Source organism: Microbacterium sp. MPR-TSA4, assembly GCF_058792815.1.
Genome location: NZ_JBXAFF010000002.1, coordinates 196,818 through 221,280, shown reverse-complemented (window position 1 = coordinate 221,280; position 24,463 = coordinate 196,818). Strand labels below are relative to the sequence as shown.

Annotated in this window: 24 protein-coding genes; 20 read left to right on the top strand and 4 right to left on the bottom strand. The window is 70.9% G+C overall.

The genetic code is table 11. The features are described from left to right. Window positions 1-105: 105 nt before the first annotated feature. Window positions 106-894, bottom strand: a complete 789-nt coding sequence (locus AC1Q49_RS02360; protein ID WP_205282811.1) for an IclR family transcriptional regulator — start codon at window positions 892-894, stop codon at window positions 106-108. Window positions 895-1,001: 107 nt separating this feature from the next. On the opposite strand from AC1Q49_RS02360, the gene AC1Q49_RS02355 reads away from it, so the two are divergent. Genes AC1Q49_RS02355 through AC1Q49_RS02345 form a run of 3 tightly spaced genes read left to right on the top strand, consistent with a single transcriptional unit; the run spans window position 1,002 to window position 3,638 of the window. After that, complete coding sequence (locus AC1Q49_RS02355) at window positions 1,002-1,802, top strand: CoA transferase subunit A (RefSeq protein ID WP_060958411.1); 801 nt, start codon at window positions 1,002-1,004, stop codon at window positions 1,800-1,802. A gap of 1 nt (window position 1,803) precedes the next feature. Beyond that, on the top strand, window positions 1,804-2,457 hold the full coding sequence (locus tag AC1Q49_RS02350) for a 3-oxoacid CoA-transferase subunit B (RefSeq protein WP_174524650.1): 654 nt from the start codon (window positions 1,804-1,806) through the stop codon (window positions 2,455-2,457). Next, window positions 2,454-3,638 (top strand): acetyl-CoA C-acetyltransferase, encoded by a 1,185-nt coding sequence (locus tag AC1Q49_RS02345; RefSeq protein WP_492490815.1) that lies wholly within the window; start codon window positions 2,454-2,456, stop codon window positions 3,636-3,638. Before AC1Q49_RS02350 ends, AC1Q49_RS02345 begins: the two co-directional genes overlap by 4 nt. 48 nt (window positions 3,639-3,686) lie before the next feature. Here AC1Q49_RS02345 and AC1Q49_RS02340 read toward each other — a convergent pair whose 3' ends face one another. After that, the gene (locus AC1Q49_RS02340; RefSeq protein ID WP_060958413.1) at window positions 3,687-4,313 is read right to left on the bottom strand and encodes a TetR/AcrR family transcriptional regulator; all 627 of its coding nucleotides are present in this window, start codon (window positions 4,311-4,313) and stop codon (window positions 3,687-3,689) included. An 81-nt stretch (window positions 4,314-4,394) separates the two neighbouring features. On the opposite strand from AC1Q49_RS02340, the gene AC1Q49_RS02335 reads away from it, so the two are divergent. Both AC1Q49_RS02335 and AC1Q49_RS02330 read left to right on the top strand, forming a co-directional pair. Further along, the gene (locus AC1Q49_RS02335) at window positions 4,395-5,903 is read left to right on the top strand and encodes an MFS transporter (RefSeq protein WP_492490814.1); all 1,509 of its coding nucleotides are present in this window, start codon (window positions 4,395-4,397) and stop codon (window positions 5,901-5,903) included. Window positions 5,904-5,977: 74 nt separating this feature from the next. Further along, window positions 5,978-6,418 (top strand): GNAT family N-acetyltransferase, encoded by a 441-nt coding sequence (locus AC1Q49_RS02330; protein ID WP_492490813.1) that lies wholly within the window; start codon window positions 5,978-5,980, stop codon window positions 6,416-6,418. A 42-nt stretch (window positions 6,419-6,460) separates the two neighbouring features. On the opposite strand, the gene AC1Q49_RS02325 is transcribed toward AC1Q49_RS02330, so the two are convergent. After that, window positions 6,461-6,715: a hypothetical protein gene (locus AC1Q49_RS02325; RefSeq protein WP_060958416.1), complete on the bottom strand. Its 255-nt coding sequence runs from the start codon at window positions 6,713-6,715 to the stop codon at window positions 6,461-6,463. Window positions 6,716-6,758: 43 nt separating this feature from the next. On the opposite strand from AC1Q49_RS02325, the gene AC1Q49_RS02320 reads away from it, so the two are divergent. From AC1Q49_RS02320 to serA, 10 genes are all read left to right on the top strand, one after another. Continuing rightward, the gene (locus AC1Q49_RS02320; RefSeq protein WP_060958417.1) at window positions 6,759-8,177 is read left to right on the top strand and encodes an alpha,alpha-trehalose-phosphate synthase (UDP-forming); all 1,419 of its coding nucleotides are present in this window, start codon (window positions 6,759-6,761) and stop codon (window positions 8,175-8,177) included. Further along, on the top strand, window positions 8,174-8,956 hold the full coding sequence (gene otsB / locus AC1Q49_RS02315; RefSeq protein ID WP_492490812.1) for a trehalose-phosphatase: 783 nt from the start codon (window positions 8,174-8,176) through the stop codon (window positions 8,954-8,956). Before AC1Q49_RS02320 ends, otsB begins: the two co-directional genes overlap by 4 nt. Before the next feature lie 9 nt (window positions 8,957-8,965). Beyond that, the gene (ilvD, locus tag AC1Q49_RS02310) at window positions 8,966-10,672 is read left to right on the top strand and encodes a dihydroxy-acid dehydratase (protein ID WP_060958419.1); all 1,707 of its coding nucleotides are present in this window, start codon (window positions 8,966-8,968) and stop codon (window positions 10,670-10,672) included. Window positions 10,673-10,731: 59 nt separating this feature from the next. Next, entirely contained in the window at window positions 10,732-12,531 is a 1,800-nt protein-coding gene (locus AC1Q49_RS02305) for an acetolactate synthase large subunit (protein WP_060958420.1), read from the top strand. A gap of 1 nt (window position 12,532) precedes the next feature. Beyond that, window positions 12,533-13,042, top strand: a complete 510-nt coding sequence (gene ilvN, locus AC1Q49_RS02300) for an acetolactate synthase small subunit (protein ID WP_036290481.1) — start codon at window positions 12,533-12,535, stop codon at window positions 13,040-13,042. Between the two features lie 69 nt (window positions 13,043-13,111). Continuing rightward, window positions 13,112-14,137: a ketol-acid reductoisomerase gene (gene ilvC / locus AC1Q49_RS02295; RefSeq protein ID WP_060958421.1), complete on the top strand. Its 1,026-nt coding sequence runs from the start codon at window positions 13,112-13,114 to the stop codon at window positions 14,135-14,137. Between the two features lie 106 nt (window positions 14,138-14,243). Continuing rightward, the gene (locus AC1Q49_RS02290; protein WP_492490811.1) at window positions 14,244-14,969 is read left to right on the top strand and encodes a copper homeostasis protein CutC; all 726 of its coding nucleotides are present in this window, start codon (window positions 14,244-14,246) and stop codon (window positions 14,967-14,969) included. Next, window positions 14,966-15,502, top strand: a complete 537-nt coding sequence (locus AC1Q49_RS02285) for a DNA polymerase III subunit gamma/tau (protein WP_492490810.1) — start codon at window positions 14,966-14,968, stop codon at window positions 15,500-15,502. Before AC1Q49_RS02290 ends, AC1Q49_RS02285 begins: the two co-directional genes overlap by 4 nt. After that, the gene (locus tag AC1Q49_RS02280; protein ID WP_492490809.1) at window positions 15,499-15,870 is read left to right on the top strand and encodes a bacitracin resistance protein; all 372 of its coding nucleotides are present in this window, start codon (window positions 15,499-15,501) and stop codon (window positions 15,868-15,870) included. The genes AC1Q49_RS02285 and AC1Q49_RS02280 overlap by 4 nt, the downstream gene beginning before the upstream one ends. A 102-nt stretch (window positions 15,871-15,972) precedes the next feature. Further along, complete coding sequence (serA, locus tag AC1Q49_RS02275; protein WP_191008475.1) at window positions 15,973-17,577, top strand: phosphoglycerate dehydrogenase; 1,605 nt, start codon at window positions 15,973-15,975, stop codon at window positions 17,575-17,577. 111 nt (window positions 17,578-17,688) lie between these two features. Here serA and AC1Q49_RS02270 read toward each other — a convergent pair whose 3' ends face one another. Further along, window positions 17,689-18,231, bottom strand: coding sequence for a TetR/AcrR family transcriptional regulator (locus AC1Q49_RS02270; protein WP_060958426.1), 543 nt, complete (start codon window positions 18,229-18,231; stop codon window positions 17,689-17,691). A 67-nt stretch (window positions 18,232-18,298) separates the two neighbouring features. Between AC1Q49_RS02270 and AC1Q49_RS02265 the strand changes: the two genes are divergently transcribed. From AC1Q49_RS02265 to AC1Q49_RS02245, 5 genes are all read left to right on the top strand, one after another. Continuing rightward, window positions 18,299-19,846 carry an MFS transporter gene (locus tag AC1Q49_RS02265; RefSeq protein ID WP_061781816.1) on the top strand — a complete coding sequence of 516 codons (1,548 nt, stop codon included), beginning with the start codon at window positions 18,299-18,301 and terminating at the stop codon, window positions 19,844-19,846. A gap of 78 nt (window positions 19,847-19,924) precedes the next feature. Beyond that, a complete protein-coding gene (locus AC1Q49_RS02260; RefSeq protein WP_060958428.1) occupies window positions 19,925-20,977 on the top strand; it encodes a 3-isopropylmalate dehydrogenase in 1,053 nt (350 codons plus the stop codon). A gap of 49 nt (window positions 20,978-21,026) precedes the next feature. After that, a complete protein-coding gene (locus AC1Q49_RS02255) occupies window positions 21,027-22,157 on the top strand; it encodes a branched-chain amino acid aminotransferase (protein WP_492490808.1) in 1,131 nt (376 codons plus the stop codon). Further along, window positions 22,154-22,921 (top strand): fumarylacetoacetate hydrolase family protein, encoded by a 768-nt coding sequence (locus AC1Q49_RS02250; RefSeq protein ID WP_060958430.1) that lies wholly within the window; start codon window positions 22,154-22,156, stop codon window positions 22,919-22,921. Before AC1Q49_RS02255 ends, AC1Q49_RS02250 begins: the two co-directional genes overlap by 4 nt. 14 nt (window positions 22,922-22,935) lie before the next feature. Next, complete coding sequence (locus AC1Q49_RS02245; RefSeq protein ID WP_492490837.1) at window positions 22,936-24,150, top strand: MFS transporter; 1,215 nt, start codon at window positions 22,936-22,938, stop codon at window positions 24,148-24,150. The last annotated feature ends 313 nt before the right edge of the window (window positions 24,151-24,463 follow it).

The window sequence follows — 24,463 nt, the reverse complement described above, 5'->3', positions numbered from 1 at the left end:
ATCTCGAGAAACCATCGGCGTCTCGACACATCACCGCTGCGGTGGTTTCTCGGGGTGGCGGTGGTTTCTCGGCGGGGGATGCCGGGGCCGCGGCAGAGGCGGCGCCTAATGTGCGCCGGCAGCGACGCGCGTGGTCAGCTGGTGCGCGTGGGCGAGGAGCGTGCGTCCGAGATCGGGAATGCGCTCGGGGGAGAACCGGAAGTCGACCCCCGTGAGGCTCAGCGCCCACTGCGGGTGCCCCGCGCGCGTGAACACGGCCGCTCCGATGCCGTAGCTGCCCTCGACGATGAGTCCCGGGTTGAGGGCGTAGCCGCGGGCCTGCGTCTCGCGCAGACGCGCGCGCAGACGCGGCTCGGCGTGCGCCGCGCCGTGGCGCTCGGCGAGCTCGGGATGCCGCTCGAAGTACGCGTCCACATCGTGGGGTGGCAGGAACGCGAGGATGGCGAGCCCCGCTGACGCAACGCCCAGGGGGAAGCGCACGCCCTCCGACAAGACGAACGACCGGATCGGGAACGCGCCGTCCTCGCGGATGAGGCACACCGTCTCGTCGCCGCGGCGCACCGACAGGAACGCGCTCTCCTCGGTGCGCACCGCGAGCGACCGGACGATGTCGCGCGCGATGGCGGTGATGTCGTAGCGGGATGCCGCGACCGTCCCCATGAGGTAGAGCTCGGGTCCCGGCATCCACGCGCCGGTGCGCTCGTCCTGGTCGACGAGGCCTTCGTGACGCAGCGCGGTGAGCAGACGGTGCGTGGTCGGGCGGGTCAGCTCGGCGCGGCGGGCGATCTCGGCGACCGAGAGGCCCTCCTCGCCCGCCGACGTCACGAGCCGCAGCAGCGCCGCCGCCCGCGCCACCGACTGCGCGCCGGGAATCGTTCGTCGCGCGGTGTCCATGATGTGGACAGTACGCGCCGCGGCATCCACATGGCAAGCGCCGACGTGCGCGGCCGGGTGCGACGGCGGAGGATGGAGGCGGACACGCGGTGACAAAGGAGTGATTCGTGATCGACAAGACCTACCCGTCGGCCGCCGGTGCGGTGGCCGACATCCCGGACGGCGCATCGCTGGCCGTCGGCGGATTCGGCCTCTCGGGCAATCCCATCGCGCTCATCGAGGCGCTGCTGGCCCAGGGCACGCGCGACCTGTCGATCGTCTCGAACAACTGCGGCGTCGACGACTGGGGCCTCGGCGTGCTGCTGAACGCGAAACGCATCCGCAAGATGACCTCTTCCTACGTCGGCGAGAACAAGGAGTTCGAGCGGCAGTTCCTCTCCGGTGAGCTCGAGCTGGAGCTGACACCGCAGGGCACGCTCGCCGAGAAGCTCCGCGCCGGCGGCGCGGGCATCGCGGCCTTCTTCACCCAGACCGGCGTCGGGACCCAGGTCGCCGAGGGCGGACTGCCGCGCAAGTACGACGGCGCCGGGGGCATCGCGGTGGCGTCGCCGCCGAAGGATGTCCGCACCTTCGCCGTCACCGGCGAGGAGCGCGACTACGTGCTCGAAGAGGCGATCGTCACCGACTTCGCGCTCGTGCACGCCGCGAGGGGCGACACCCACGGCAACCTCGTCTTCCACAAGGCCGCCCGCAACTTCAATCCGCTCGCCGCCATGGCCGGGAGGGTCTGCATCGCGCAGGTCGAGGAGCTCGTCGCCCCCGGCGAACTCGATCCCGACGGCATCCATCTGCCCGGCATCTACGTGCACCGCATCGTGGAGGTCGGCACCGACATCGAGAAGCGCATCGAGCGCCGCACCGTCACGGTCGACGACAGCGCCGACCGCGACATCCCGGAAGGAGCCTGAGATGGCGCGCACCCGCAACGAGATGGCCGCACGTGCGGCCGCGGAGCTGGCCGACGGGTCGTATGTGAACCTCGGCATCGGTCTGCCGACGCTCGTGCCGAACTTCGTGCCCGACGACGTCACCGTCGTGCTGCAGTCGGAGAACGGCATCCTCGGCGTCGGTCCGTACCCGACCGAGGCCCACGTCGACCCCGACCTCATCAACGCCGGCAAGGAGACCGTCACGGTCCTCCCGGGCGCCGCGTTCTTCGACTCGGCGCTGAGCTTCGGCATGATCCGCGGCGGGAAGATCGACGCGGCCATCCTCGGCGCCATGCAGGTGTCGGCCGCCGGCGACCTGGCGAACTGGATGATCCCCGGGAAGATGGTCAAGGGTCCGGGGGGCGCCATGGACCTCGTCCACGGCGCGGAACGCGTGATCGTGCTGATGGAGCACGTCGCGCGCGACGGCTCGGCCAAGATCGTCGACGCGTGTTCGCTGCCGCTCACGGGACGCGGAGTCGTCGACCGGATCATCACCGACCTCGCCGTCATCGACGTCACGGCCGACGGGCTCGTGCTCGTGGAGACCGCTCCGGGTGTCAGCGTCGCCGAGGTCGTCGCCGCCACCGAACCCCACCTGATCATCGCCGACGCACTCGAGGAGATCGCATGAGCACCGACGACATCGTCATCGTGGCCGCCGCCCGCACGCCGCAGGGCCGGCTCAAGGGGCAGCTCGCCTCCTTCACCGCCACGCAGCTCGGCGGGTTCGCCATCGCCGGCGCGCTCGCACAGGGTGCCATCCCCGCCGACGCCGTGGATGCCGTGATCATGGGCCAGGTGCTGCCGGCCGGTTCCGGACAGAACCCGGCGCGCCAGGCGGCCCTCGCCGGCGGACTCGGCTGGGACGTCCCTGCATCCGCCGTCAACAAGGTGTGCCTGTCGGGGCTGACCGCGATCATCGACGCCAAGCGGATGATCGCCTCCGGCGACGCGAGGGTCGTCGTCGCGGGCGGCATGGAGTCGATGACACGCGCGCCGCACCTGCTGATGGGCTCGCGCGAGGGCTGGAGCTACGGATCCGTCGAGGTGCTCGACCACATGGCCTACGACGGTCTGACCGACGCGTACGACCGCGAGAGCATGGGCGCCTCGACCGAGCGGCTGAACCCACGGTTCGAGGTGACGCGCGAACAGCAGGACCGCGTCGCCGCCCTGTCGCACCAGCGCGCCGCGGCGGCGCGGGATGCCGGGGTCTTCGACGCCGAGATCGTCGCGGTCGAGGTGGCGCAGCGCCGCGGTCCCGCGGTGACCATCACCACCGATGAGGGCATCCGCGACGAGACCACCGAGGAGACGCTCGCCGGTCTTCGCCCCGCGTTCTCGGCCGACGGGTCGATCACGGCCGGCAACGCATCGCAGATCTCCGACGGCGCGGCCGCCGTGGTGCTGACCACGCGTGCGCACGCCGACGCGAGCGGCTGGCCCGTTCTTGCCGTGGTGGGCGCGGCCGGTCAGGTCGCCGGCCCCGACAACTCGCTGCACGCGCAGCCCGCGCGCGCGATCGCCCAGGCCCTGCAGCGCCAGCACCTCGCGGCATCCGATCTGGATCTCATCGAGATCAACGAGGCGTTCGGCGCCGTCGTCGCCCGCTCGCAGCGCGAGCTCGGGGTGGGGGAGGACATCGTGAACGTCCACGGCGGCGGCATCGCGCTCGGTCACCCGATCGGCGCCTCCGGCGCCCGGCTCGTCGTGCACGCCGTGCACGAGCTCGTCCGCCGCGGTTCGGGCACGGCAGCCGTCGGCCTCTGCGGCGGGGGCGGTCAGGGGGAGGCGCTGATCCTCACGCGCTGAGCACGGCGGCGGGGGGGGGGGGGGGGGGCGACACCCGCGCACGACGGGTCAGGCGGGGCGTAGTCCGAGTGCGGGCAGGAGGATGTCGTCGACCAGGGCGATGATGTAGTCGCGGTCGACGGCGGTGCCGAGCATGAGGGTCTTGTACGCCGTCATGGCCGGGATCACCTGCGCCACGAGGGCGACATCGACGTCGGGCGCGACCTCCCCGCGTTCGATCGCGCGCTGGATGAGCACGCGCAGCGCGGCGGAACGGGGCTCGACGATGACCGCGCGCGCGGCGTCGGCGAACTCGGGAGACTCCGACATGAGGGAGACCATCCCGGCCATGATCCGGAGCTTGCGCTCACCGTCCTTCATGACGGGAGCCTTGATGTTGGCGACGAGGTCGCCGCGCAGCGAGCCCGTGTCGGGGAGATCGGCGGGGGAGGCGCTCTTCATGCAGGCCACCGCATCGATCACGAGCTCGGCCTTCGACGGCCAGCGCCGGTAGAGGGTCGCCTTGCCGGCGCGCGCACGCGCGGCGACCATGTCGACCGTCATGCGCTCGTAGCCCTTCTCGGCGAGGATGTCGAGCGCTGCGGCGAGGATCTCCGGATCCCGCGAGTGATCGCGCTTGCGCCCGAGTTTGGGGGCGGGGTCGACGTCCTCGGCGCTGAGGGTGGTGTCAGTCATGAGAACAGTGTAGTTCAGGAACCGTCGTGTTCAGGAACTATTTGGTTTCGGAACTGACGAGTGTCGTATAGAGTCTCCCGCATGACCTCATCCTCACCCGAAGCCGCTGCGGCGGCGCACTCCAGCCGGCGCTGGCTGACGCTCGCCGTCGTCGCGCTGGCCCAGCTGATGGTCGTGCTCGACGCGACCGTCGTGAACATCGCCCTGCCCGCCGCGCAGGCCGACCTGCAGTTCTCCGACGGCGACCGGCAGTGGATCATCACGGCCTACTCCCTGGCCTTCGGCTCCCTGCTCCTGCTCGGGGGCCGACTGTCGGATCTCATCGGACGCAAACGCGCCTTCATCATCGGACTGCTCGGCTTCGCGCTCGCCTCCGCCCTCGGCGGCATGGCCGACACCTTCGGACTCCTCGTCTTCGCCCGGGCGCTGCAGGGCGCCTTCGGTGCGCTGCTGGCGCCGACGGCGCTCGCGGTGCTCACCACGACCTTCACCGACCCCAAGGAGCGCGGTCGCGCCTTCGGCGTCTTCGGCGCGATCGCCGGCGCCGGCGGCGCCATCGGGCTCCTGCTCGGCGGCATCCTGACGGAGGACCTGAGCTGGCGCTGGAACCTCTACATCAACGACGTCATCGCGGTGGTCGCCGTGATCGGCGCGATCTTCTTCGTGCACACGATCCCGCGGACGGGCCCGCGTCCGAAGCTCGACGTGCCCGGGACGGTGCTGGTGTCCAGTGCCCTCTTCGCCCTGGTCTACGGGTTCGCCCACGCGGAGACCGACGGCTGGGATGCGCCGCTGACGTGGGGCATGCTCACCGCGTCGGGCGTGCTGCTCGTCGCCTTCGTCCTGTGGCAGCGTCGGGCCGCGCATCCGCTGCTGCCTCTGCGTATCGTCCTCGACCGCAACCGGGCGGCCGCGTACAGCTCGATCCTCATCGCCGGTGCGGGGATGTTCGGGATCTTCCTGTTCGTGACCTACTACCTCCAGACCACGCTCGGCTACTCCCCGATCCAGACCGGGCTGTCGTTCCTCCCGATGATCGCGATGCTGGTGCTCAGCGCGCAGCTGTCGACGAACATCTTCCTGCCGCGGTTCGGTCCGAAGACGATGGTTCCGATCGGCATGCTGCTGGCCATGTCGGGCATGGTGCTGCTCACGTTCCTGGATCGCTCCAGCGTGTACGCCGCGAACGTGCTGCCGGCCCTGATGCTGCTGGGGCTCGGTATGGGATCGATCATGCCGCCGTCGATCCAGACGGCCACCCTCGGCGTCGACCGCGAGTTCGCCGGCGTCGCCTCCGCGATGGTCAACACCTCGCAGCAGGTGGGCGGCTCGATCGGCACGGCACTGCTGAACACCCTCGCCGCCACCGCCGCGGCAGACTTCGTCGCCGCGCACACGCCCGTGACGCCGGACGTGCTCGCGGACGCGGCCATCCACAGCTACGCGACGGCGTACTGGTGGGGTGCGGGGGCATTCGGCCTCGGTGCGCTCATCTCCGCGGTGGCCTTCCGACGCAAGGGCGCCGCTGCGGCGGGGGATGCCGGCGCCCCGGCGCCCGACGCGGCATCCGAGCCGGTGCTCGCCCACTGAGGCGGACGTCGCGCGCCGTCCGGACATCGCCTCGCGACGCCGGGCGGCGCGCGTCGTCGCGATAGTCTCACCGGATGGTGACCATCGCAGCGCTGACCGCCGCCGACCATGACGAGTGGGCCGCCCTCTGGGCCGGCTACCTCACGTTCTACGAGAGTGAGCTGACCGACGAGGTCACCGCGGACGTCTTCAGCCGGCTCGTGGAGGGCGGGGCGCTGCGCGGGGCGATCGCGCGCGACGACGACGGACGTGCCGTCGGCCTCGTGCACTGGCTCTTCCACCCGTCCACCTGGAGCATTGGTCCGTACTGCTACCTCGAGGACCTGTTCGTCTCGCCGGATGTCCGTGGCGGCGGCGTCGGGCGTGCGCTCATCGCCCACGTACGCGACCGCGCGCAGATCGAGGGGGCGGCGAAGGTCTACTGGCTCACCCAGAGCGGCAACGCGACGGCGCGCACCCTGTACGACCGCGTCGCCGAGGACACCGGCTTCGTGCACTACCAGATCGCGCTCTGACCCGGCATCCGTCGGCCGCGGACGCGCTGAGGGGGCCCGCCGTCAGCGGGAGAGGCGCTTGGCGAGGAGCTTCTCCTCGCTGCCCCGCAGCGGCGAGTCGGTCGCCACGAGCTTTCCGCGCGAGGCGCGGTACGTGTCGACGATCGTGCCGATCGACAGCGCGAGCGTGATGCCCCAACTCAGCCACGCGAGAGCCTGCCGCCACGTGAAGGGCACGTCGCCACGGAGGCCGCGCAGCAGGGCGAGGCCGCTGGTGACGGCGGAGATGATCCCGGTCCCGAACAGGTACTTGCGCATGGGACCACGTTAGCCTGGACCCACGCCTGCCGAGAGGAGCCGCGTGAGCGACCGGAAGTCCAAGGCCGACGTGATCGTCGTGTCGAACCGTTTGCCCGTAGACCACGACCCGAGCGTCGAGGGCGGGTGGCGGCGCTCGCCCGGAGGCCTCGTCGCCGCGCTCGAGCCGGTGCTGCAGCAGACCGGGGGTGCGTGGGTCGGGTGGCCCGGGACCGCGGGGCTGGAACTCGAGCCGTTCGAGCTCGACGGCATGGAGCTGGTCCCGGTGACCCTCACCGATGAGGACGTCGAGCTCTACTACGAGGGCTTCTCCAACGACACCATCTGGCCGCTGTACCACGACGTCATCTCGCCGCCGGCCTACCATCGCGAGTGGTGGGAGGCCTACGTCCGCGTCAACGAGCGGTTCGCCGAGGCCGCGGCATCCGTCGCCGCCCCGGGCGCCATCGTGTGGGTGCAGGACTACCAGCTCCAGCTGGTCCCGCGCCTGCTGCGTGCGCTGCGCCCCGACGTCGTGATCGGCTACTTCCACCACATTCCGTTCCCGGCATACGGACTGTTCGCCCAGCTGCCGTGGCGCAGACACGTGCTGTCAGGACTGCTGGGTGCCGATGTCATCGGCTTCCAGCGGGTGCAGGATGCCGGCAACTTCACGAACGCGGTCCGTCGCCAGCTCGGCTTCGAGACCAAGTCCGGCACCATCCGCATCGTGGCCGACGACGGCTCGGTGCGCACCGCGGTCGCGAAGGCGTACCCGATCTCCATCGACGCGCAGCTGTACGACGAGATCGCGCGCCGGCCCGAGGTGCAGGCGCGCGCGAAGGAGATCCGGGAGAGCCTCGGCAATCCGCAGACGGTGCTCTTCGGCGTCGACCGCCTCGACTACACCAAGGGCATCGGCCACCGGCTGAAGGCCTACGGCGAGCTTCTCGAGGAGGGCCGCCTGGAGGTCGAGGACGTCACGCTCGTGCAGGTGGCGAGCCCCAGCCGGGAGCGCGTGGCCGCCTACATGCAGCTGCGCGACGAGATCGAGCTCACCGTCGGGCGCATCAACGGCGACTACGACACGGTGGGGCACACCGCGATCAGATACCTGCACCACTCGTATCCGCGCGAGGAGATGGTCGCGCTCTACCTGGCCGCCGACGTCATGCTCGTCACGGCGCTGCGCGACGGGATGAACCTCGTCGCGAAGGAGTACGTCGCCAGCCGGGTCGACAGTCGCGGCGTGCTCGTGCTGAGCGAGTTCACCGGCGCGGCGGACGAACTCGCCCAGGCGGTGAAGGTCAACCCCCACGACATCGACGGCCTCAAGGACGCGATCATGACCGCGATCGACATGCAGCCCGCCGAACAGGCGCGGCGGATGCGAGGACTCCGCCGCCGCGTGCGGGATCACGACGTCGCGGACTGGTCACGTCGTTTCCTCACCGACCTCGACGCCGTGAAGGCACGGTCGTGAGCCTCGCTCCGGCGGTCGCCGCGCTCGCGCGGACCGAGCGTCTGCTGGTGGCGCTCGACTTCGACGGCACCCTCGCGCCGCTGATCGACGAGCCGATGGCGGCGCGGATGAGCGCGGACGCCCGCGCCGCGGTCGACGCTCTCGTGCGCGCGCCCGCGACGACGGTCGCCCTCGTCTCGGGGCGCACCCTGCACGACCTCCGCATCATCGCGGAGCACGACGACGCCTCGCCGGTGCTGCTCGCCGGATCCCACGGCGCCGAGCACTGGCCCGCCTCTGACGACGATCGCGACGCCGACGGTGCGGATGCCGCGCTCCTCGCCCTCCGCGACGACCTGCGCCGCCGCGCCGAGGCGCTGGCCGCTCAGGCCGAGGGCGCATGGATCGAGCCGAAGCAGTTCGGGTTCGCGCTGCACACCCGGCTGGTCGCCGATCCGGCCCGCGCGGCGCGGGCGCACGACGCGATCGCCGGGCTCATGGCCGTCGAGGCGCCCGACTGGCGCCGCCGCGACGGCCACGACATCCTCGAGTACGCGTTCCGCGCCGAGGGCAAGGACGGCGCTGTGGCGCGGTTGCGAGAGCGCACCGGTGCGACCGCCGTGCTGTTCGCCGGCGACGACGTCACCGACGAGGACGCCCTGCGCAGCCTCGAGTCCGGCGACGTGGGCGTGCGCGTCGGTGGGGGAGCGACGGCCGCCACGGTGCGTGTCGACGGCATCCCCGAACTGGCGGCGCTGCTGTCGGGTCTCGCGCGCGAACGCGACACCCCGCGGGAATAGACTTCGAGGATGCCGGACAGCGATCCCACCATCGACATCAAGCCCCGCAGTCGTGTCGTCACGGACGGCATCGAGGCGACCACCTCCCGCGGCATGCTCCGTGCGGTCGGCATGGGCGACGAGGACTGGGACAAGCCCCAGATCGGAATCGCCTCCAGCTGGAACGAGATCACCCCCTGCAACCTGAGCCTCGACCGGCTCGCTCAGGGAGCCAAGGAGGGCGTGCACGCCGGCGGCGGCTACCCCCTGCAGTTCGGGACCATCTCCGTCTCGGACGGCATCTCGATGGGTCACGAGGGCATGCACTTCTCGCTCGTCTCGCGCGAGGTCATCGCCGACTCGGTCGAGACCGTCGTCATGGCCGAGCGTCTGGACGGCACCGTGCTGCTCGCCGGCTGCGACAAGTCGATCCCGGGCATGCTCATGGCGTCCGCTCGCCTCGACCTGTCGAGCGTCTTCCTCTACGCCGGCTCGATCGCCCCCGGCTGGGTGAAGCTGTCGGACGGCACGGAGAAGGACGTCACGATCATCGACTCCTTCGAGGCCGTCGGCGCCTGCCTCGCGGGCAAGATGAGCGAAGCGGACCTCAAGCGCATCGAGTGCGCCATCGCCCCGGGCGAGGGCGCCTGCGGCGGCATGTACACCGCCAACACGATGGCCTCGGTGGCGGAAGCGCTCGGTCTCAGCCTTCCGGGCTCGGCGGCCCCGCCGTCCGCCGACCGTCGCCGCGACTACTACGCGCACCGCTCGGGCGAGGCCGTCGTCAACCTCCTGCGCCAGGGCATCACGACCCGCGACATCCTCACGAAGGAGGCGTTCGAGAACGCGATCGCCCTCGCGATGGCGCTCGGCGGCTCGACCAACGTCGTGCTGCACCTGCTGGCCATCGCGCGCGAGGCCGAGGTGGAGCTCAGCCTGCACGACTTCAACCGCATCGGTGACCGGGTGCCGCACGTGGCCGACATGAAGCCGTTCGGGAAGTACGTCATGAACGACGTCGACCGCCACGGCGGCATCCCCGTCATCATGAAGGCCATGCTCGACGAGGGCCTGCTGCACGGCGACGCCCTCACGGTCACCGGAAAGACGCTCGCCGAGAACCTCCGCGAGCTCGACCCCGACCCCATCGACGGCACCGTCATCCACACGTTCGACGACCCGATCCACGCGACCGGCGGCCTGACGATCCTGCACGGCACCCTCGCCCCCGAGGGCGCCGTCGTGAAGACCGCCGGCTTCGACGCGTCGGTGTTCGAGGGCCCGGCGCGCGTGTTCGAGCGCGAGCGCGGCGCGATGGATGCCCTGGAAGCCGGCGAGATCGAGGCCGGCAGCGTCATCGTCATCCGCTACGAGGGTCCCAAGGGCGGCCCCGGCATGCGGGAGATGCTCGCTATCACCGCGGCCATCAAGGGCGCGGGGCTCGGAAAAGATGTACTACTCTTGACGGACGGCAGATTCTCAGGCGGCACAACCGGCCTGTGCATCGGCCACATAGCACCCGAAGCGGTGGACGCAGGTCCTATCGCCTTCGTGCGCGATGGTGATCTGATACGGGTCGATATCGCGGCTCGCACTCTCGACCTACTCGTCGACGACGCAGAGCTGAACTCCCGCCGTGACGGCTGGGAGCCGCTTCCCCCGCGCTACACCCGTGGCGTTCTGGCCAAGTACTCGAAACTCGTGCGCTCCGCAGCGGAGGGCGCGACGACCGGCTGAGGCCGAGACTCCAGGGCGGGAAGCCGCCCTCACACGCATCCGACACCCGAGGTACCACTATGTCTCTCGACACCGCGGCCGTGCCGCGACCACCCGCCCGAGGATCCTCCGCACCGGTGCTGACCGGCGCCCAGGCCGTCGTCCGCTCGCTCGAGCTCCTCGGAGTGACCGACGTCTTCGGCCTGCCCGGCGGCGCGATCCTCCCCGTCTACGACCCCCTGATGGACTCGACGGCGCTGCGCCACATCCTCGTGCGCCACGAGCAGGGCGCCGGCCACGCCGCCGAGGGCTACGCCGCGGCATCCGGCAAGGTCGGCGTCGCCATCGCGACGAGCGGTCCGGGCGCCACCAACCTGGTGACCGCGATCGCCGACGCCTACATGGACTCGATGCCGATCGTCGCGATCACCGGCCAGGTGTTCTCGACCCTGATGGGCACCGACGCGTTCCAGGAGGCCGACATCGTCGGCATCACGATGCCGATCACGAAGCACTCCTTCCTCGTGAAGGAGGCGTCGGAGATCCCCGGCGCCATCGCGGCCGCCTTCGAGATCGCCTCGACGGGCCGTCCGGGCCCCGTGCTGGTGGACATCACCAAGGATGCGCAGCAGGCCGAGGCGCCGTTCGTGTGGCCGCCGAAGATCGAGCTGCCCGGTTACCGCCCCGTCACGAAGGCCCACGGCAAGCAGATCCAGGCTGCGGCCCAGCTCCTCGTCACCGCGCGCAAGCCGGTGCTGTACGTCGGCGGCGGCGTGGTCCGCGCCGGGGCTGCCGCCGAGCTGCGCACCCTCGCCGAGACGACCGGCGCCCCGGTCGTGACGACGCTCATGGCGCGCGGCGCGTTCCCCGACTCGCACCCGCAGCACCTGGGGATGCCGGGCATGCACGGCACGGTGCCGGCGGTGCTGGCCCTGCAGGAGTCCGACCTCATCGTGGCGCTCGGCGCCCGCTTCGACGACCGCGTCACCGGCAAGGCGGCGCTGTTCGCCCCGAACGCGCAGGTCGTGCACGTCGACATCGATCCCGCCGAGATCTCGAAGATCCGCACGGCCGACGTGCCGATCGTCGGCGACGTGCGCGACGTGCTCGTCGACCTCGACGCGGCGTTCCGCGGCGCGGCGGAGGGGCAGAAGCCCGACATCGCCGAGTGGTGGTCGTACCTCGACGGCCTGCGCGACGAGTTCCCCCTCGGCTACACGCAGCCGAGCGACGGACTGATGTCGCCGCAGTACGTGATCTCCCGCATCGGCGCGCTCACCGGCCCCGAGGGCGTCTACGCGGCGGGCGTGGGCCAGCACCAGATGTGGGCCGCGCAGTTCATCACGTACGAGCGGCCCAACGCGTGGCTCAACTCCGGTGGCGCCGGCACGATGGGGTACTCCGTCCCCGCCGCAATGGGGGCCAAGGTCGCCGAACCCGACCGCGTCGTGTGGGCGATCGACGGCGACGGCTGCTTCCAGATGACCAATCAGGAGCTCGCCACCTGCGCGATCAACAACATCCCGATCAAGGTCGCGATCATCAACAACTCGAGCCTCGGCATGGTGCGCCAGTGGCAGACGCTGTTCTACGACGGCCGCTACTCCAACACCAACCTCAACACGGGCCACGGCAGCATCCGCATCCCCGACTTCGTGAAGCTCGCGGAGGCCTACGGGTGCCTCGCGATCCGCGTGGAGAAGGAGGAAGACGTGGATGCCGCCATCCAGACGGCGCTGGAGACCAACGACCGCCCGGTCGTGATCGACTTCGTCGTCTCCGCCGACGCGATGGTGTGGCCGATGGTGCCGCAGGGCGTCAGCAACAGCTACATCCAGTACGCGCGCGACCACGCCCCGAGCTTCGATCAGGAGGACTGAGATGAGCCGTCATGTCCTGAGCCTCCTGGTGGAGAACAAGCCGGGCCTGCTGACCCGCGTCGCGGGGCTGTTCGCCCGTCGTGGGTTCAACATCGAGTCCCTCGCGGTGGGCGTCACCGAGGTGCCGGGCCTGTCCCGCATCACGGTCGTCGTCGACGTCGAGGAGCTGCCGCTGGAGCAGGTGACCAAGCAGCTCAACAAGCTGATCAACGTCATCAAGATCGTCGAGCTGGAGCCCGCGGCATCCGTGCAGCGCGAGCACATGCTCATCAAGGTGCGCGCCGACAACCAGACGCGCTCCAACGTGATCGAGGTCGTGAACCTCTTCCGCGCCTCGGTCGTCGACTACGCGACCGATGCGCTGGTCGTCGAGGTGACCGGCGATCGCGGCAAGATCGACGCGATCCTGCGCGCACTCGAGCCGTTCGGCATCAAGGAGCTCGCCCAGTCGGGTCTGCTCGCGATCGGCCGCGGCGGCAAGTCCATCACCGAACGCGTCCTGCGCGGCTGAACCTCTCGCGGGCGTCTCGACGCGCTGCGCCCGCTCAACGACCGGAAAGAAACCAAGGAGAAACACACCATGGCTGAGATCTTCTACGACTCCGACGCCGACCTGTCCATCATCCAGAGCAAGAAGGTCGCGATCGTCGGCTACGGCTCGCAGGGTCACGCGCACGCGCAGAACCTCCGCGACTCGGGCGTCGAGGTCGTCATCGCGCTCAAGGACGGCTCGAAGTCCATCGCGAAGGCGCAGGAGGACGGCTTCGAGGTCAAGAGCGTCGCCGACGCGGCGGCCTGGGCCGACCTGATCATGATCCTCGCGCCCGACCAGCACCAGCGCGGCATCTACCGCGACAGCATCCAGCCGAACCTCGCCGCCGGCAAGACGCTCGCCTTCGCCCACGGCTTCAACATCCGCTTCGGCTACATCGACGCGCCCGAGGGCGTCGACGTCATCCTCGTCGCCCCGAAGGCGCCGGGACACACGGTGCGTCGCGAGTTCGTCGCCGGTCGCGGCATCCCCGACATCATCGCCGTCGAGCGCGACGCGTCGGGTCACGCCTGGGAGACCGCGCTGTCGTACGCGAAGGCCATCGGCGGCACACGTGCCGGCGTCATCAAGACGACCTTCACCGAGGAGACCGAGACCGACCTCTTCGGCGAGCAGGCGGTGCTGTGCGGCGGTGTCTCGCAGCTCGTCCAGTACGGCTTCGAGACGCTGACCGAGGCCGGTTACCAGCCGCAGATCGCCTACTTCGAGGTGCTGCACGAGCTGAAGCTCATCGTCGACCTCATGTGGGAGGGCGGCATCGCCAAGCAGCGCTGGTCGGTCTCCGACACGGCCGAGTACGGCGACTACGTCTCCGGCCCGCGTGTCATCGACCCGCGCGTCAAGGAGAACATGCAGGGCGTGCTCGCCGACATCCAGTCCGGGGCGTTCGCGGAGCGCTTCATCGGCGACCAGGACGCCGGTGCGCCCGAGTTCCAGGAGCTGCGCGCGAAGGCCGCCGCCCACCCGATCGAGGCCGTCGGCAAGGATCTGCGTGCCCTGTTCGCGTGGAAGCAGCAGGACGCCGACTACACCGAGGGATCCGCCGCGCGCTGATCCCGTCCAGACCCTCGGCACACCCGCCGAGCAGGCTTGCGAAAGCCACACGGGCCCGGCCCCCTCACAAGGGGGTCGGGCCTTCGCCTTTGCTAGCGTGGCGGTCATGACCGTCGCCGTCGAGATCGCCGTGCAGGATGCCGCGGGCTCCCGCGCCGCGATGGATGCCGGAGCCTCCCGTCTCGAGCTGTGCCAGGCGCTGGGCGTCGGCGGCCTGACACCCTCGATCGGACTCGTCGAGGCTGCGGTGGCCGCCGTCGGGGGAGAGCAGGTCAATGTGCTGGTGCGCCCTCGGGGCGGCGGGTTCGTCTACGACGCCGACGAGGTCGCCCTGGTCGCCGCCGACATCGCCGCGGTCGCGCGTGCGGGCGCCGGGGGCGTCGTCGTCGGTGCGCTGACGGCCGCCGGCGCGGTCGACGCGGAGGCGCTGCGCCGCTGGCGTGAGGCCGCCGGCGACCTCACGCTCGTCTTCCACCGGGCGATCGACGCGTCCGCGGATCCGCTCGCGGTGCTCGAACGCCTCGCCGAGCTGGGCGTCGACCGGGTTCTCACCTCGGGCGGGGCCGACCGTTCCATCGACGGGGTCGGCGCGCTGCGCCGCTTCGTCGCACTCGGGGCGGGCGTGGAGATCATGGCCGGCGGCGGCATCCGCGTGCCCGACATCCCGGCCATCGTGGCGACCGGCGTCGACGCCGTGCATCTGTCGGCGCGAGCCGTCGCCGGCCGCGACACGCCCGCCGGGCCCGGCGGCGGCACGAGCGGCCACGACGTCACCGACGCGGCGGTCGTGGCGGCGGCGGTGGCCGCGGTCGGCGCTACGCTCGAAGCGTGAGCACACCACGCGACGACGACGCCCTCAGCTGGGACGGCGACGACGACCCCACGCTCGATGTCGGCCACCGGCCCGGCGCCGACACGGCGGTCGCGGACGGCGCGCCGATCGAGGACGATGAGCCCGCGGCGGAGCCCCTCGCCCTCCCCGACGGCTACACGGCGGTGGGGAAGGGGAGCGCGGAGGTCGGCCGCATCGAGCCCGACGGCACGGTCACCATGCCCGACGAGCCCGCACAGCTGTCGAACGCGATGCTGGTGACGGTCGGCATCCTCGCCGGCGCCTACCTCCTCTTCACGATCGGCTGGATCATCGGCGGACTGCGGCTGCAGGGCACCGCCCAGTTCCTGGTCAGCCCCGTCGGGTACACGGTCGCGTTCTGGCTCGCCGTCGCGGCGCCCGCGCTGTGGTTCCTGACGGTGTTCGTGCTCACCCGGCTCGCCAAGGCCTGGGTCCGCGTGCTGCTCCTGCTCGGCGGACTCGCGCTCCTCGTGCCGTGGCCCTTCATCCTGGTCGGGGCGGTGGGACGATGACCCCGGACACGTCCTCCGCGACGACCCCCGTGGCCGCAGGGAAGCGGCGCGCGCTGCCGACGTGGCTGATCGTGACGATCTCGGTGCTCTTCGGGCTCTTCTACGCGTACTTCGTCTGGAACGCCGTGGACTTCCTCGTCCAGGCGGCATCCGGCGCACAGCCCCTCAACGGCTACGGCTGGTTCGTCCTGCTGCTGTCGGTGGTCTTCCCGCTCGTCGCGTTCGGCGTCGCCTTCGCCGTGGGCTGGCGGCGTCCGTGGTGGCAGTTCTCGCTCGTGCTCGTCACCGGGCTGTGCGTCGTCGCGGTGTTCTGGTTGAACATCCTGACCTACAGCGTCGGGCCCTCCGGCACGTCGATGATCGGCTGAGAGCCGGGTTTTCCCGGCCGTCACACGGTCGGGGGCAGGGCGGCACGACCGGTAGGCTGGCATCCTTCCACCGATCCCATCCTTCGCAAAGGTCCTGCCGCTGTGTCCAAGCCCGTCGTCCTCATCGCCGAAGAACTCTCACCCGCCACGATCGACGCCCTCGGGCCGGACTTCGACGTCCGTCAGGTCGACGGCACCGACCGCCCGGCGCTGCTGTCGGCGATCGCCGAGGCGCACGCGATCCTGATCCGTTCGGCGACGAAGGTGGATGCCGAGGCCATCGCCGCCGCTCCCGTGCTCAAGGTCGTGGCGCGTGCGGGCGTGGGCCTCGACAACGTCGACATCAAGGCGGCGACGGCCGCCGGCGTCATGGTCGTCAACGCGCCGACCTCGAACATCATCTCCGCGGCGGAGCTGACCGTCGGGCACATCCTGAGCCTGGCGCGCCACATCCCGGCCGCGCACGCGTCGCTCGCGGCGGGCGCATGGAAGCGCAGCTCGTTCACCGGCACCGAGCTGTTCGAGAAGACGGTGGGCATCATCGGCCTCGGCCGCATCGGGGCGCTCATCGCGGCCCGGCTGCAGGCGTTCGGTGTGACGGTCGTCGCGTACGACCCGTATGTCACCCCCACGCGCGCCCAGCAGCTCGGAGTGAGCCTGCTGAGCCTCGACGACCTGCTCGAGCAGAGCGACTTCATCACGATCCACATGCCCAAGACGCCGGAGACGACCGGCATGATCGGTGCCGAGCAGTTCGCGCGGATGAAGCCGACCGCCTACGTGGTCAACGTCGCCCGCGGCGGACTGATCGACGAGGAGGCGCTGTACACGGCCCTCACCACCGGTGAGATCGCCGGGGCCGGTCTCGACGTCTTCACGAGCGAGCCCCCCGCGCCCGAGGGCACCGCGTTCCCGCTGCTGTCGCTGCCGAACGTGGTCGTCACCCCGCACCTGGGGGCCTCGACGGACGAGGCGCAGGAGAAGGCCGGCATCTCGGTCGCCCGCTCCGTCAAGCTCGCCCTCGAGGGCGACCTCGTGCCCGACGCCGTCAACGTCGCCGGTGGCGTGATCGATCCGTTCGTGCGTCCCGGCATCGCGCTCGTCGAGCAGCTCGGGCAGGTCTTCTCGGGCCTCGCGACGAGCGCGCTCACGAGCCTCGACATCGAGGTGCGCGGTGAGCTCGCCGCCTACGACGTGAGCGTCTACCGCCTGGCGGCGCTCAAGGGCATCTTCACCAAGATCGTCAGCGAGAACGTGTCGTACGTCAACGCGCCGCTGTTCGCCGAGCAGCGCGGCATCGAGACCCGCCTGATCGTCGAGGCCGACAGCCCCCTGTACCGCAACATCACGATCCTGCGCGGCACGCTGTCCGACGGATCCGTGCTGACGGTCGCCGGCACCCTGGCCGGCACGCGCATGGTGCCGAAGATCGTCGGCATCAACGGCTACGAGATCGAGGTGCCGATCGAGAAGCACCACCTCGTGATGCGCTACGCCGACCGTCCCGGCATCGTCGCGATCTACGGACAGAAGCTCGGGGAGGCCGGCATCAACATCGCGGGCCTGTTCGTCGCGCAGCCGGATGCCTCGGGTCGCGCCCTCTCGGTGCTTACCGTCGACCAGCCCGTGCCCGACGCGATCCTGGACGACACGCGTGCAGCGATCGGCGCCGACCTGTTCCGCCAGCTGGAGATCAGCGAGGCCTGAGGCCCGCAGGGCGTTTCGACTCGCGGCGCTCGCTCGACGACCGGGGGAGCCGCCTCTTCCCGGTCGTCGAGCGCGGAGCGCAGCGACGAGTCGAGACGCGGTGCCCCCGGGTCAGCGGACCGCGCGCTCGACCAGGGCGACGAGCGCGTCGAGCGCGTCGCCGCGGGGGACCGGCCCGGGGATCGAGCCGCCCGACAGGGCGTTGTTGAAGTACAGGCCGTCGCCGACGAGCATGACCAGATCCAGCGCGGCGCCGTCGGGGGCGTACGGGCGCAGGGCGTCCGCCCACTTCTCCCGCACCTCGCGCAGCGCTTCCGCGGCCTGCGTGTTCCCGCCCTGCGCCAGGCGCGAGGCGGCGAGGATGGCGCGGTCGATCGGGTCGTTGGACATCACCGACGACCGCAGGTAGTGGGCGATGGGGCCGCCCGGGTAGCTCGACATCGCCGCCACGTCGTCCTCCACGAGCGCGCGGAGGCGTTCGATCAGGCCGGCCTCGAGCAGTTCCTTCGAGGCGAAGTGGTAGAGCAGGCCGCCCTTCGAGACGCCCGCTGAGCGGGCCGTGGCATCCATCGTCGCCGCGCGTTCACCGTCGTCCACGAGGATCGCCTCGAAGGCGTCCAGCACCTTCTCGCGGGCCAGGGGAGGGCGACTCATGGTCTCGATGCTATCCAGCGCGTGATCTCCATCTCTGTTACTATACCGGCTGGACGGTAAAGAAATCATGACTTTGACAGAAGAGATCACCCTGGCCGAGGCGAACGGCAAGCGCGTCGGATGGCGCGGCTGGCTCGCGCTCGTCGTGCTGATGCTGCCCGTGCTGCTCGTGTCCGTGGACAACACGGTGCTGAGCTTCGCGCTGCCCGACATCGCCCTGAGCCTCAACCCCTCCAGCGCGCAGCAGCTCTGGATCATCGACGCCTACCCCCTCGTGCTCGCGGGCCTGCTCGTGACGATGGGAACCCTCGGCGACAGGTTCGGCCGACGGCGGATGCTGCTCATCGGCGCGACCGGGTTCGCGGCCGTCTCGGTGCTCGCCGCGTTCGCCCCCAGCGCCGCCTGGCTCATCGCCGCACGCGCGGGCATGGGTGTCTTCGGCGCGATGCTGATGCCGTCGACCCTGTCGCTGCTGCGCAGCATCTTCACCGACCGCGACCAGCGCCGCATGGCCATCGCGGTATGGGCGTCGATGTTCTCCGCCGGCGCGGCGCTCGGTCCGATCGTCGGCGGCATCCTGCTGGAGCACTTCGCGTGGGGCTCGGTCTTCCTCATGTCGGTGCCGGTGCTCGTGCCGCTGCTGGTGTTCGCACCGCTGCTGGTGCCCGAGAGCCGCGACCCGCACCCGGGACGCATCGATCCCGTGAGCATCGCCCTGTCGATGCTGACGATGGTGCCGATCGTCTACGCCATCAAGGAGGTCGCCGTCCACGGGTTCGGCGTGCTGCCGGTGGTGCTGACCGTCGCCGGCGTAGCGTTCGGCGTACTGTTCGTGCGTCGCCAGCTCGGCTCGACGCAGCCCATGCTCGACATGCGCCTGTTCTCGCGCGGCACGTTCAGCGGTGCGCTGCTGGTCAACCTCCTGAGCGTGGTGTCGCTGGTGGGCTTCCTGTACTTCGTCGCACAGCACCTGCAGCTGATCGTCGGGCTGTCGCCGATGGAGGCCGGCTTCGCGCTGGTCCCCGGAATGGCGGCCATGATCGTCGCCGGGCTCCTGGTCGTCCCGATCGCGCGTCGCGTCTCGGCGCGCGTGGTCGTGCCGATCGCGCTGACGTTCTCGGTGGTGGCGTACCTGCTCGTCCCGGGCGCCGTGGGCGACGGCGCGCTGCCGCTGCTCGTGGCCGCGTTCGTGCTGCTCGGCATCGGCATCGGAGCGGCCGAGACGGTCTCCAACGAGCTGATCCTCGCGAGCGCGCCCCCGGCGAAGGCGGGTGCCGCCAGCGCCGTCTCCGAGACGGCCTACGAGCTGGGCGCCGTGCTCGGCACGGCCGTGCTCGGCGGCATCCTGACCGCGGCCTACCGCAGCGGGATCGTCCTGCCCGCGGGAGTCGAGGGGGCGGCCGCGGATGCCGCGCGCGAGACGCTCGCCGGCGCGATGACGGTCGCGGGCACGCTCGACACCCCGACCGCCGAGGCCCTGCGCAGCGCCGCGGCGCACGCCTTCGATGCCGGCGTCGGCATCACCGCCGTCATCGGCGCGGTGCTCGTCGCCATCGCGGCGGTCATCGCGGCCACTACGCTGAAGGGGTCCCGCAGCGCGCACGTCGAGCACTGAGCCGTCCTCCCGGACGACGACGCCGACAATGCCGCGCGTCGACGGTTCGGGCAGTTTCGAGCAGTTTCGAGGAGTTCCATGTCGCGTGTCATCAAGCTCGCCGTCATCCCGGGTGACGGCATCGGTCCGGAGGTCGTCGGCGAGGCGGAGAAGGTGCTGGATGCCGTGACCGCGGCATCCGACGTGACCTTCGACAAGACACGGTTCTCGCTCGGCGCGGCGCGTTACCTCGAGACCGGCGACACGCTCACCGACGACGACCTGGCCGCGATCGCCGCGCACGACGCCATCCTGCTGGGTGCCGTCGGCGGCGTGCCGGGAGACCCGCGGCTGAAAGACGCGAACATCGAGCGCGGGCTGCTGCTGAAGCTGCGCTTCTCGCTCGATCACTACGTGAACCTCCGCCCCTCGAAGCTCTACCCGGGAGCGCCCGGCCCGCTGGCCGACCCCGGCGCGATCGACTTCGTGGTCGTCCGCGAAGGCACCGAGGGGCCCTATGTCGGCAACGGCGGGTCGATCCGCACGGGCACCCCGCACGAAGTCGCCAACGAGACGTCGGTCAACACGGCCTTCGGCATCGAGCGCGTCGTGCGCTACGCGTTCGCGCAGGCCGAGCGTCGCCGCAAGAAGGTGACGCTCGTGCACAAGACCAACGTCCTGGTGCACGCGGGCGGGATGTGGAAGCGGATCGTGGATGCCGTGGCCTCCGAGCACCCCGACGTGACCGTAGACTATGTGCACATCGACGCGGCCACCATCTATCTGGTCACGAACCCGGGCCGCTTCGACGTGATCGTCACCGACAACCTCTTCGGCGACATCCTCACCGACTTGGCCGGCGCCGTCACCGGAGGCATCGGCCTCGCCGCTTCGGGGAACATCAACCCCGACGGCGCGTTCCCCTCGATGTTCGAGCCCGTGCACGGCTCGGCGCCGGACATCGCGGGACAGCAGAAGGCCGACCCCACGGCCGCGATCCTCTCCGTCGCTCTCATGCTCGATCACCTCGGACTGGCCGACGAAGCCGCGCGCGTCACCCGCGCCGTCGAAGCGGACATCGCCGCCCGGGGATCGCAGCCCCGCACCACCGCCCAGGTCGGCGACGCCATCGCCGCCGCTGTCCAGGCGTAGCCTGGAACCGCCGCACGTACGCCGACCGCTCACACCCTCAGGACTAGACATGAGCCTCACCTACGAAACCGATGCCGGACTCGCCCCCCTGGAGTTCGCGGTCACCCGCAACCTGGCGGCGAAATCCGCCGCCGAGCGCGAGCAGCTGCTCGCCGACCCGGCCTTCGGCACCACCTTCACCGACCACATGGTCGACATCTGCTGGTCGGTGCGCGGCGGTTGGCACCGCCCCCGCGTGCAGCCCTACGGGCCGCTGTCGCTCGACCCCGCCGCCGCCGTGCTGCACTACGGCCAGGAGATCTTCGAGGGCATCAAGGCCTACCGCCACGCCGACGGTTCGGTGTGGACCTTCCGTCCCGACCAGAACGGTCGTCGTCTGCAGCGCAGCGCCCGCCGCCTCGCGCTGCCCGAGCTGCCGGTGGAGTACTTCGTCGAGTCGCTGAAGGCGCTCATCGCGGTCGACGGCGCCTGGGTGCCCTCGGGCGCGGACCAGAGCCTGTACCTGCGCCCGTTCATGTTCGCCAAGGAGGCGTTCCTGGGCGTGCGCCCGGCCAACAAGGTCGGCTACTACGTGATCGCCTCCCCGGTGGGCGCCTACTTCAAGGGCGGCGCGAAGCCGGTGTCGATCTGGCTCAGCGAGGACTACGCCCGCGCCGGCAAGGGCGGCACCGGCGCCGCCAAGACCGGCGGCAACTACGCCGCGAGCCTGCTCCCGCAGGCCGAGGCGTACGAGCAGGGCTGCGACCAGGTCGTCTTCCTCGACCAGGATCGCAACGTCGAGGAGCTGGGCGGCATGAACGTCGTGTTCGTCTACAAGGACGGCACGATCGTCACTCCCCAGTCCGACTCGATCCTCGAGGGGATCACGCGCGACTCGATCCTGCAGCTCGCGGCCGACCGCGGCCACAAGATCGAGGGACGCGCCGTGTCGATCGAGGAGTGGCGCTCCGGTGTGGCCTCGGGTGACATCGTCGAGGTGTTCGCGTGCGGAACCGCCGCGGTCGTCGCGCCGATCGGCGTGCTGAAGGGACGCGACTTCGTCGACGAGCAGCCCCTCGGACCGCTCGCACTGTCGCTGCGCGAGGAACTCACCGACATCCAGTACGGGCGGCGCGAAGACACCCACGGCTGGCTGCTCCGGCTGGATGAGCCCACGACCGCTGCGGAGCCGGCGGAGTGAGGATCGTCCGCTTCAGCCATCACGACGCGATCCGTTTCGGCATCGTCGACGGCGCCGAGCTCGTCGTCCTCGCGGGCGATCCGCTGTTCGCCGGCTTCGACACCACCGGTGAGCGTGTGCCGCTCGGCGAGGCGGCGCTGCTCGCGCCGGTGATCCCGCGGTCGAAGATCGTGTGCGTGGGCAAGAACTATCGCGACCACGCCGCGGAGATGGGCGGCGAGGCCCCCGAGGCGCCGCTGCTGTTCCTCAAGCCCAACACGGCGGTCATCGGTCCCGGAGACGCCATCGTGCGCCCGCCGCAGTCGCAGCGCACCGACTTCGAGGGCGAGCTGGCCGTCGTGATCGGCCGGGTGGCGAAGAACGTCCCGGCATCCGCTGCGCTCGACTACGTGTTCGGCTACACGATCGGCAACGACGTCACGGCCCGTGACCTGCAGAAGTCCGACGGCCAGTGGGCGCGCGCCAAGGGCTTCGACACGTTCTGCCCGCTGGGGCCCGCGATCGAGACAGAGTTCGACCTGGACGGCGGTGCCCGCATCGTCACCCGGGTCGACGGGGAGGTCCGCCAGGACGGTCCGATCTCCGACATGGTGCATTCCGTGCCGGACATCATCGCCTACGCGTCGGCGGCGTTCACGCTCCTTCCCGGCGACGTGATCCTCACGGGCACGCCCGCGGGCATCGGGCCGTTCGAGGCCGGTCAGAGCGTCGAGGTCGAGATCACCGGACTGGGGACACTCCGCAACACCGCGCGAAACGCGTGACCGTCGAGCCGGAGCTGGATGCCGCGACCGTCGGCCGTGTGCAGCGGCGAACGGTCGGCGTGCTCGCGGCGGGCCAGGTGCTGGGCGGCATCGCCTTCGGTGCCACGGTGTCGCTCGGCGCCCTGCTGGCGGCGGATCTGTCCGGGCAGGAGGCGCTGTCGGGGCTCGCCACGGCATCCGTCACGCTCGGTGCCTCCTTCTGCGCCATCCCGCTCGCGCGTCTCGCCGCGCGACGCGGACGCCGGGTCGCCCTCACCCTCGGCAACCTCTTCGCGCTCGTCGGCATCGCGGTGGTCATCACGGCCGCCGCGGTGCGGAGCTTCCCGCTGCTGATCGTGGGCGTCATCCTGATCGGCGCCGGCAACGCGGGCAACCTGCAGTCGCGATTCGCCGCGACCGACCTCGCGCCCGCCGAACGACGCGGACGGGACCTGGGCACGGTCGTGTGGGCCACCACGGTGGGAGGCGTTCTCGGGCCGCTGCTGCTGACGCCCGGGGAGGCGGTGGGCTCCGCACTCGGGATGCCGCCGCTGACCGGTTCGTACGCGTTCTCGATCGTCGCTCAGCTCGCCGCGTTCGTGCTGTACGTCGTGGCCCTGCGGCCCGATCCGCTCGTGCTCGCGCAACGTCTGGCCCGCAGCGGCGAGGCCCGCCGGGAGCGCATCGTCGAGGTCGATCGTCCGGTCGCGGCACGTTACGCCGTCTTCGCCGTCGCCGGCTCGCACGTCGTGATGGCATCCGTCATGGCGATGACGCCGATCCACCTCGCTCACCTCGCGCCGGATCACGTCACCGTCGTCGTGGGCACCACCATCGCGCTGCACGTGTTCGGGATGTACGGACTGTCGCCGCTGTTCGGCGTGCTCGCCGACCGGTGGGGCCGCATCGCGACGATCCTCCTCGGACAGGCGCTGCTCGCCGCCGCCCTCGTGCTGGCCGCCGTGGCCCCCGACTCGCAGTGGGCCGTGCTGGTCGCGCTGTTCCTGCTCGGCGCCGGGTGGAGCGCGGCGACCGTGTCGGGGGCGGCGCTGCTGACCGAGAGCTCGCTGACGGCTCTCCGGCCGCGACGGCAGGGGCTCAGCGACACGATCATGACCTTCAGCGCTGCCGTGGGTGCGGTTCTCGCGGGTGTGGTGCTCAGCCAGATCGGCTACGGCGGTCTCGCGCTGGTCGCCCTCGTCGTCGTCGCCGCGGTCACGGTGCTCTCGCCCTACGCGAGGCGCGCCTGACCCGCCGGGGTGCCGGGGTGCCGGGGTGCACGGGGCGGATGCCGAGGAGATCGCGGATACGGAGGACGATCTGAGACGGATCGGTCCTCTGATCCCGACATCTCCGCGGAATCGGCGTCGTGCGCACGCCCAGCGCAGCGCGCGCGACGCGCACCGGTCCGCCGACGCCGACGCCGATTCCCGTGCCAGGTCATCCAGCTGGCGTGCCGTATTCAGTCTCGCCGGCGCCGGCGAGCCTCGACGCCCGCGTGATTCCGCGGGTGCAGGGGTTCGGTGCGGGCGCGCAGACTGAGTACGGCACGCCCACCGCGCG